Source organism: Flavobacterium sp. (genome assembly GCF_043773265.1).
Taxonomy (GTDB): Bacteria; Bacteroidota; Bacteroidia; order Flavobacteriales; family Flavobacteriaceae; genus Flavobacterium.
In genome coordinates this window covers 1-9,756 of sequence record NZ_JAYVFH010000288.1, presented here as the reverse complement: position 1 = coordinate 9,756, position 9,756 = coordinate 1, and the positions used below count along the sequence as shown (strand labels likewise).

At 30.6% G+C, this 9,756-nt stretch carries 9 protein-coding genes; 7 read left to right on the top strand and 2 right to left on the bottom strand.

Annotated elements, in window-relative coordinates; translation table 11 throughout:
* From ACH2BO_RS14945 to ACH2BO_RS14915, 7 genes are all read left to right on the top strand, one after another.
* A partial coding sequence (locus ACH2BO_RS14945; protein WP_395045532.1) for a glutamine synthetase III occupies positions 1 to 2,172 on the top strand: 2,172 nt, incomplete at its 5' end.
* Positions 2,173 to 2,279: 107 nt separating this feature from the next.
* Positions 2,280 to 3,164, top strand: coding sequence for an OmpA family protein (locus tag ACH2BO_RS14940; RefSeq protein WP_395045531.1), 885 nt, complete (start codon positions 2,280 to 2,282; stop codon positions 3,162 to 3,164).
* Positions 3,164 to 3,970 carry an OmpA family protein gene (locus ACH2BO_RS14935; protein WP_395045530.1) on the top strand — a complete coding sequence of 269 codons (807 nt, stop codon included), beginning with the start codon at positions 3,164 to 3,166 and terminating at the stop codon, positions 3,968 to 3,970. Before ACH2BO_RS14940 ends, ACH2BO_RS14935 begins: the two co-directional genes overlap by 1 nt.
* The gene (locus ACH2BO_RS14930) at positions 3,970 to 4,764 is read left to right on the top strand and encodes an OmpA family protein (RefSeq protein WP_395045529.1); all 795 of its coding nucleotides are present in this window, start codon (positions 3,970 to 3,972) and stop codon (positions 4,762 to 4,764) included. The genes ACH2BO_RS14935 and ACH2BO_RS14930 overlap by 1 nt, the downstream gene beginning before the upstream one ends.
* 83 nt (positions 4,765 to 4,847) lie before the next feature.
* Entirely contained in the window at positions 4,848 to 6,047 is a 1,200-nt protein-coding gene (locus ACH2BO_RS14925) for an AIR synthase related protein (protein WP_395045528.1), read from the top strand.
* An 86-nt stretch (positions 6,048 to 6,133) separates the two neighbouring features.
* A complete protein-coding gene (locus ACH2BO_RS14920) occupies positions 6,134 to 7,153 on the top strand; it encodes a quinone-dependent dihydroorotate dehydrogenase (protein WP_395045527.1) in 1,020 nt (339 codons plus the stop codon).
* A gap of 63 nt (positions 7,154 to 7,216) precedes the next feature.
* Positions 7,217 to 8,080: a hydroxymethylglutaryl-CoA lyase gene (locus ACH2BO_RS14915; protein WP_395045526.1), complete on the top strand. Its 864-nt coding sequence runs from the start codon at positions 7,217 to 7,219 to the stop codon at positions 8,078 to 8,080.
* A gap of 475 nt (positions 8,081 to 8,555) precedes the next feature.
* On the opposite strand, the gene ACH2BO_RS14910 is transcribed toward ACH2BO_RS14915, so the two are convergent.
* Entirely contained in the window at positions 8,556 to 9,251 is a 696-nt protein-coding gene (locus tag ACH2BO_RS14910; protein ID WP_395045525.1) for a DUF3307 domain-containing protein, read from the bottom strand.
* On the bottom strand, positions 9,251 to 9,756 hold a 506-nt coding region (locus ACH2BO_RS14905; RefSeq protein ID WP_395045524.1), incomplete at its 5' end, for a fumarate hydratase. The genes ACH2BO_RS14910 and ACH2BO_RS14905, both read right to left, overlap by 1 nt.

Genomic DNA, 9,756 nt, shown 5'->3' with positions numbered 1-9,756 from the left:
CAAGCATTAAAAGATGCATCAGGTAGAAAACCTGTAAAATTTGAAGAAGCAGGAAGAAAATCAGATCTTTTTGGTTCTAATGTGTTTAATGACAAAGCAATGAAGCAGTTTTTAACTTCAGATGCGCACAAAGGTGTAAAAGATGCTGTCCAACACGGAACCAAAATTGACAGAAAACTAGCAGATTATATTGCAATGGGAATGAAAGAATGGGCACTTTCTAAAGGTGTAACTCATTATACACATTGGTTTCAACCACTAACCGGTACAACTGCCGAAAAGCATGATGCCTTTTTTGAAACTTCTTATGATGGTTCAGATGCAGTTGAAAAATTTGGTGGCGGACAATTAGTTCAACAAGAACCAGACGCTTCATCTTTTCCAAATGGAGGAATTAGAAACACATTCGAAGCAAGAGGTTATACAGCTTGGGATCCAACTTCTCCAGCATTTATTTTTGGAACAACTTTATGTATTCCAACAGTTTTCATCTCTTATACAGGTGAAGCTTTAGATTATAAAACGCCACTTTTACGTGCATTAAATGCTGTTGATGATGCTGCAACAGATGTATGTAAATATTTTGATAAAAATGTAAAAAAAGTAACGGCAACTTTGGGTTGGGAACAAGAATATTTCTTGGTTGATTCAGCTTTGGCAAATTCTCGTCCAGACTTAGTTATGACTGGTAGAACATTACTTGGTCACACTTCTGCTAAAGGTCAACAACTTGACGATCATTACTTTGGTTCAATTCCGTCTCGTGCATTAAATTATATGAGAGAATTGGAAGAAGAATGCATGTTACTTGGAATTCCAGTTAAAACGCGTCATAATGAAGTGGCACCAAATCAATTTGAATTGGCTCCAATTTTTGAAGAAACAAATCTAGCTGTAGATCACAATTCATTATTAATGGATGTTATGTCTAAAGTTGGTGAACGTCACGATTTTAAAGTCCTTTTTCATGAAAAACCTTTTATGGGAGTAAACGGTTCTGGAAAACACAATAACTGGTCATTGGCTACCGATACTGGAATTAACTTGCTTTCTCCAGGAAAAACTCCAATGAGTAATTTACAATTTTTATCGTTTTTTATCAATACTATAAAAGCAGTTAATGAATACGAAGAATTACTTCGTGCAGCAATTGCAACCGCAAGTAACGATCATAGATTAGGAGCAAACGAAGCGCCACCAGCAATTATTTCGGTATTTATTGGAGCACAGTTGACTAAAGTTTTAGCCGAATTAGAAGGAGTTTCTACAGGAAAATTATCTCCAGAAGAAAAAACCGATTTAAAACTAAATGTGGTTGGTAAAATTCCAGATGTTTTATTAGATAATACAGATAGAAACAGAACTTCGCCATTTGCATTTACAGGAAATAAATTTGAATTTAGAGCTGTTGGTTCATCTGCAAATTGCGCTAATGCTATGACAACTTTGAATTCTATTGTTGCAAAACAATTAAAAGATTTCAAAATAGAAGTAGATACTTTAATAGAAACTAAAGATTTAAAGAAAGACGAAGCTATTTTTAATGTGTTAAGAGAATATATTAAAGAAACTAAAAATATCCTTTTTGAAGGCGATGGTTACAGTGAAGCTTGGGAAAAAGAAGCTAAAAAACGTGGATTGAGTAATCATAAAACTACTCCAACTGCATTGAAAGCTAAGGTTTCTAAAAAAGCGTTGGATTTATTTAGCGAATTAAACGTTATGAACCACGTTGAGGTAGAAGCGCGTTATGAAATTGAACTAGAAGAATACACAAAGAAAATTCAAATTGAAGGAAGAGTTCTTGGCGATATTGCTAGAAATCATGTAATTCCAACTGCAATTCGTTACCAAAATACTTTGATTGAAAATGTTCGTGGATTAAAAGAAATTTTTGGTAAAGATTTTGAAAAAATTGGAAAAGAGCAAATTGTTCTAATCAAAGAAATTTCTGAACATATTGAAGGCATTAATACCAAAGTTGAAAAAATGACTGAAGCTCGTAAAAAAGCGAATGCATTAACAGATGCTCAAAAAATGGCAGAAATGTATTGCGATAAAGTAAAACCACATTTTGACGAAATTCGTGAACACTGCGATAAACTAGAACTTTTAGTTGATGACGAAATTTGGACTTTGACTAAATATAGAGAGTTGTTGTTTACTAGATAATTTTTTTTTAAATAAAGTTTAAACCTGTTTAATTTTTTAAACAGGTTTTTTATTGGTATTACTTTTGCTATTGTAAAATTAATTTTGCTTAAATTCGTTATACTATTATGAGAAAGCTGTTTTTATTATTTATTGTGTTGTTTAATTATACTTTAGTCAAAGCTCAGGAACAATTTGTTGTTTACTTTGATAGCAATAAACATGAAGTAAATAATATAGAAAACAGGAAACTTCAAGATTGGATTTCATTGAATAAAGATTCTAAAATTGTTGCAATAAATGGTTTTACCGACGAAGATGGAAGTAATGGTTTTAATGATACTTTAGCAAAAAAACGAGTAGACTTTATTTTTAATCAAATAAAAGATAAACTAAAAATTCGTGAAGATTTTAAAACTAGAAGTTTTGGCGAAAATTTCAATCAATCAACTGATAAATCATTAAATAGAAAAGTTACTATTTATTATATTTTACTTAAAGATTTAGCTCGAGAAGATGAAATATTAGGAATTAAAAAAGAAGTTGTTATTCAACCCAAAAAAGAAATAAAATATCCAGAAAAGTTAATTTTTGATAATCCAAACGGCACCACATCAGAATATGTTTTGGATAGAGAATTCATGAAAAAAGTTGGCGAAGCTCAAGTTGGCGAAAAGCTAAAAATGGACAACTTAAATTTTAGAATAAATACTTTTATTGTAAATCCAGAATCAAGAGGAAAAATGTTTGAATTATTACTGGTTTTACAAAAAAATCCAAATCTTAAAGTTGAAATTCACGGACATTTATGTTGCCAACCAATTGATAGAGTAGATTTATCAACCCAAAGAGCAAAAGCAATTTATAACTTTCTAGTAAACAATGATATCGATAAAACAAGATTGAGTTATAAAGGATTTGGAAGCACAATTCCAATTTATGCATTGCCAGAAAAAGACGAAACTCAACGCGCAGCTAATAGAAGAGTTGAAATTTTAATTGTTTCCAATTAATGAAAACCAAAATACTATTTCTTTTCTTTATATTATTTATAACATCTGTTTTTTCTCAAAACAAAGTAGATGTTTTTTTTGATTTTAATAAAGACATTCCTAACCAAAAATCTATTTTAAGTTTTAATGATTGGATAAAAAATAATAAAAATGTAGTTGTTGAAAAACTTCACGGTTATTGTGACAGCGTTGACGTTAGTTCCTACAATAAAGAATTGTCTTTGAGAAGGATTAATTCTATACTTAAAATTTTAGAAGAAAATAAAATTGCAATTAGTGAAACTCTCGAGAAAAAACCTTTTGGAAAAGATTTTGAATTGTCAAACGAGCAGTATAAAAATAGAAAAGTAACTTTATATTTCAATAAAATAAAAGAAGATAAATCAATAGAAAACAATGAAATTATAATAGATGATGAAAAAATAATTGCAAAATTTAAAAAAGCAAAAAAAGGTGATTTAATTAGATTATTCAATATCAATTTTAAGTTTAATTCAGAAAAAATCAATCCCGATTCAGAACAAATTTTGTTAGATTTATTTGAAGCTTTATATAAATATCCAAAGTTAAGAATTGCAATTCATGGTCACATTTGCTGTAATCCTAATATAAATGATGTAACTTTATCCTATAGAAGAGCAAAATTTATTTTTGATTTTCTGATAAAACATGGAATTAATGCCGAAAGATTGTCTTATAGAGGTTTTGGTAGCGCAAGACCAATATATGAAATTCCAGAAAAAAATGTCAACCAAGAATTAGCCAACAGAAGAGTTGAAATTTTAATTGTTGAAACTATTTTATAATGAAAACTAAAATTATCATTTATTTTTTATTTTTTTCATTAACCGTATTAGGTCAAGAAAAACTAAACGTTTATTTCGATTTTGATAAGTATGAATTAAATGAAATTGCTGTCAAAAAAATAAACTCATGGATTGCACAAGGAAAAAATTATCAAGTAACAAAACTGTATGGTTTTTGTGACTGGAAAGGAACCAATTCTTACAACGATACGTTAGCATTAAAAAGAGTTACAGAAGTATATAATTTCTTAAAAGAAAGTGAAATAGATGTAAAAAAAGATATCGAAATTCGTGGTTTTGGTGAGGATTTTGAACAATCTAAAATACAAGCAGAAAACAGAAGAGTAACTATAATATTTCAAGAAAAGTCTGAAAGTAGTGCAATAGAAAAAGAAACTGAAGCTGCAAAAATACCTTTTAAGGTGAAAATTAAAACTGCTAAAAAAGGCGATTTAATTAAATTAGAAAGTATTTATTTTTTCAATAATTCGGCTAAAGTTGTACCAAAATCAGAACCAATTTTATACGAATTGTTATGCGTAATGAATGATTATCCAAAATTAATAATCGAAATACAAGGTCACATTTGTTGCAAACGTCCAGATCAATATGATATTATTTCTACAGCTAGAGCAAGAACAGTTTATAACTATCTCATTAGAAATAAAGTTAAAAGAGAACGAATGACTTTTAAAGGTTATGGTGTTTCTAGACCAATTCATCCAATACCAGAAAAAAATTCACAAGAGGAAGACGATAATCGTAGAGTAGAGATATTAATTATTGAAAATTAGTAAAAATTTGATAATGCTAAAGTCAGTTTGTCTAAGAGTAATCAAAATCTTATATTTGCAAAACACAACTAAACAACTACAAAATGAGTTCTGACAACAGCCAACGTTATGAAATGCGTGGAGTTTCTGCTTCTAAAGAAGATGTCCACAATGCCATAAAAAATATCGAAAAAGGATTATTTCCAAAAGCATTTTGCAAAATTGTTCCCGATTATTTAACCAATGATGACGATTATTGTTTAATTATGCATGCTGATGGTGCAGGAACAAAATCATCATTAGCTTATACTTATTGGAAAGAAACTGGTGATATTTCTGTATGGAAAGGAATTGCACAAGACGCTTTAATAATGAATATTGACGATTTGCTTTGTGTTGGTGCAACTACTAATATCTTACTTTCATCAACCATAGGAAGAAATAGAAATCTAATTCCAGGTCGAATAATTTCGGCAATTATTAATGGAACCGAAGAACTTATATCTGAATTAAAAACATTTGGAGTAACAATTCATTCTACTGGTGGAGAAACCGCAGATATTGGCGATTTAGTGCGAACTATTATTGTAGATTCAACTGTTATTGCTCGAATGAAACGTAGCGACGTTATTGATAATGCAAATATAAAATCTGGCGATGTAATTGTTGGATTGTCTAGTTTTGGTCAAGCCAATTACGAAACAAGTTATAATGGCGGAATGGGAAGTAACGGATTAACATCTGCTCGACATGATGTTTTTGATAATTATTTGGCAGTTCATTTTCCAGAAAGTTTTGATAATTCTCTACCAAAAGATTTAGTATATTCTGGAAAAGTGAAACTTACAGATTTGTTAGAAAATTCACCATTAGATGCCGGAAAATTAGTTCTTTCTCCAACTCGAACTTATGCTCCTATAATAAAGAAAATTCTTGAAAAATATTCACCCAAAGATATTCATGGAATGGTTCATTGTAGTGGTGGTGCACAAACTAAAATTTTGCATTTCCTGCCTGACGATAGGCATGGTATTGATAATTTACATATAATAAAAGATAATTTATTTTCAGTTCCACCAGTATTTAAATTGATTCAAGAACAATCTAAAACCGATTGGAAAGAAATGTATCAAGTTTTTAATTGCGGTCACCGAATGGAAATTTATGTTTCGCAAGACATTGCAAATGATATTATTGAAATTTCAAAATCATTTAATGTTGATGCTCAAATTGTTGGTAGAGTAGAAGATAGTGAAACAAAAAAACTTACTATTAAAAGCGAGTATGGTGTTTTTGAATATTAATTTTAAAAATTTTGTTTCTGCAAAATTAAAAATTGCACAATTTAATTCCTGCCAATTTTCTATTTTTGTATTTCAAACTATCTAAAATGTATAAACTACTAATTAGACCAATACTTTTTCTTTTTGATCCTGAAGATGTTCATTATTTTACCTTTTCATTAATAAGATTTTTATCTAAAATACCAGGATTTACATCACTTTTTAAATCACTTTATTTAGTAAAAGATAAACGGTTAGAAGTTGAGGTTTTCGGATTAAAATTTCCAAATCCAGTTGGACTTGCTGCTGGTTTTGATAAAGATGCCAAGTTGTATAAAGAACTTTCCAATTTTGGTTTTGGATTTATAGAAATAGGAACTTTAACACCAATTGGTCAAGAAGGAAATCCTAAAAAACGATTATTTAGATTAAAAAAAGACTCGGCAATTATCAACCGAATGGGTTTTAATAATGGTGGCGTAAAAGAAGCAGTAGAACGTTTAAAGAAAAATAAAAACGTATTAATTGGAGGAAACATTGGAAAAAATAAGGGTACGCCAAATGAAAATGCCACTCAAGATTACGAAATTTGTTTCGAAACACTTTTTGATTACGTTGATTATTTTGTAGTAAATGTAAGTTCGCCAAACACACCAAATCTTCGCGAACTTCAAGATAAAAAACCACTAACAGAACTTTTAATAAAACTCGAAACTCGCAACTCGCTACACGCAACCAAAAAACCAATTCTACTTAAAATCGCACCAGATTTAACCAACGAGCAACTTTTAGACATTATAGATATAGTAAACGAAACCAAAATTGCAGGCGTAATAGCAACTAACACAACCATTTCTCGTGAAGGTTTACTATCCGAAAATAAAATAGAAATTGGCGGATTATCTGGAAAACCATTAACCAATCGCTCTACAGAAGTCATTCGTTTTTTATCTGAAAAAAGTAATAAAGCGTTTCCAATAATTGGAGTAGGAGGAATTCACTCAGCACAAGATGCATTAGACAAACTAGAAGCAGGCGCAAGTTTAATTCAACTGTACACAGGATTTATTTATGAAGGACCAAAATTAGTTAGAGATATTAATAAAGCAATTCTCAAAACAATATAAAATAAAAAACTTTGTGTCTTAGTGTCTTCGTGGCAAAAAAAACTTATTATCTTAGCGACTTAAATGAAGCAAATCAAAATCATAGAATGTCCAAGAGACGCAATGCAAGGCATAAAAACGTTCATACCAACTGAGCGAAAAGTGGCTTACATTCAGTCATTACTTCGTGTAGGTTTTGATACCATCGATTTTGGAAGTTTCGTTTCGCCCAAAGCTATTCCGCAAATGCAAGATACTGCTGCCGTTTTGGACCAACTAGATTTATCGCAAACTACAAGTAAATTACTAGCAATAATCGCCAATACACAAGGAGCAATTTCGGCATCGAAGCACAAAGAAATTCAGTATTTAGGATTCCCATTTTCTATTTCCGAGAATTTCCAAATGCGAAATACGCACAAAACCATTGCCGAAAGTTTAATCACATTGCAAGAAATTCTAGAAATTGCTTATAAATCTAATAAAGAAGTCGTAACCTATATTTCAATGGGTTTCGGTAATCCTTATGGAGATCCATACAACGTTGATATTGTGGGCGATTGGACCGAAAAATTACACAAAATGGGAGTTAAAATTCTCTCACTTTCAGACACTATTGGCAGTTCAACACCAGAAATTATCAGTTATTTATTTTCCAATTTAATTCCAAAATATCCCAACATTGAGTTTGGCGCACATTTGCATACTACAAAAGAAAAGTGGCACGAAAAAATCGATGCTGCGTACAAAGCTGGTTGCCATCGTTTTGACGGCGCAATTCAAGGATTTGGTGGTTGTCCAATGGCAAAAGACGATTTAACAGGCAATATGCCAACCGAAAAAATGTTGTCCTATTTCACCGAGCAAAAAGCCAATACCAACACAAGTCCAATGAGTTTTGAATGCGCTTACAACGTGGCTTCACGATTGTTTGGCGAGTTTCATTAATTCTGAACTAGTTTCAGAATCTTTTCAAATTTTCTTTTTTAGCAATCTCCAGCTATACATTCCAAGATTTTATCAATAATTCTTTTTTTGTAAGCACTAAAAAGAGCTTCCGTTGGTCGCTTTTTCAGTACATCAAAAAATAGAATTCATCAATAAAATGCTTTCCATTTCAACCTGCCTGTCGGCAAACAGGTCTGGGCTAAGCCATCAATAATTATCAGTAATCAATTCAAAAATGGGTGACAATCAGTTTAATCCGTTAAAATCGGTGGCAAAAAAAATACAATTTGTCATTTCGACGCTGGAGAAATCACATTAACTTAAACATTATTATGTGATTTCTCCCAAAAGGTCGAAATGACAAAATTTAGTTCGATTTCGTAAAATTTCAACACAATTAAATTAGTAAAAACGTGTCCGCTTTTTCGGTGGATTAGTGTAATTCTAGTAAAGAAATTCTGAAACAGTTCAGAATTTAATAAAACTTTCCAATAACCAATCCAACCAACATAGCAATACCAAAACTAAGCATAGTTCCAATCAACACATATTCAGTTTTTATAGTATTGGTATCTTTATATCTCAAAATAGATTTTGCTGCAATTAAAAACCCAACGACTTCTAGTTTTCCAATAATTACAAAAGTCAAAACCAAAATTCGTTCTAAAATCCCAATCAACTTTCCAGCATTTTTCAATTCTGCGGTAGTGTCCGAAATACTTTCAATATTACCAACCACAAGTGTTTCTCTAATAAAAATATTGGCAGGTTTTATGCACAATAAATAACCAAGAATTATAGCCAACCATTTTATAGAAATTGGAATATTCCAAAGTAAATTAGATTCAAAATAGCGGTTAAAAATCCAAACAAAAACCCAAATTACTACCAAGTGCAAAATCTGATCTATAAAAAATGAAAACCGACTCGTGTTTAAATCTTTCTTCAATCCATCAATTAAATAATGAATAACAGCAATTGCCAAAGCGCAAAAAACAAAATTCACATCCATCGATAAAATCCAAGCGCAAGCAAAAGTAATGATCGCGTGTTTCAACAAAAATTTACTTCTGAAACCATTTTCATTTTTCTCTTTAGAACTAGCATCGGTTTGAAAAAAATAATCACTCAATACGTGAGCAATTACTTGTAAAATAAGCAGTTTTACCATCATACTTTCATTTCTTTAAAGGTGAAATTAAAATATTTTACAGCACGTTCAATAGCATTCCAACCTACGTTTGTTGAGTGTTGGTTCACCGCCGATTGTCTAATTTTTAGTTTCTCTGCAATGGCATCTTCATTCAATCCAAGCAATTTATAGTACAAAATTTCACATTGTTTGGAAGTTGCTTTGCTCATTAAAACATCAATTAATCCTAATATAGTATTCATATTATAGTTTAATGTTTCATCGGTAGAAACAAAAAATAAGGTATTTTTAATTACAATTCGTTGTTTGTTGTGTGTAGTTTCTTCATTAATTTTTCGTCCAGATAAATAAATCGCTTCACCATCAACAATACCTTTTTTAGCATCATAACGACTCAATTCACCATAACCCATTGCAATTCTAATTCCGTGATTTTTAAAAGATTTGGTTCGGTTATTCTCTAAATTTTTAGAAAACGAAACCGATTTTATAAAACTTTTCACCAATAAAACTATCGCCAAAG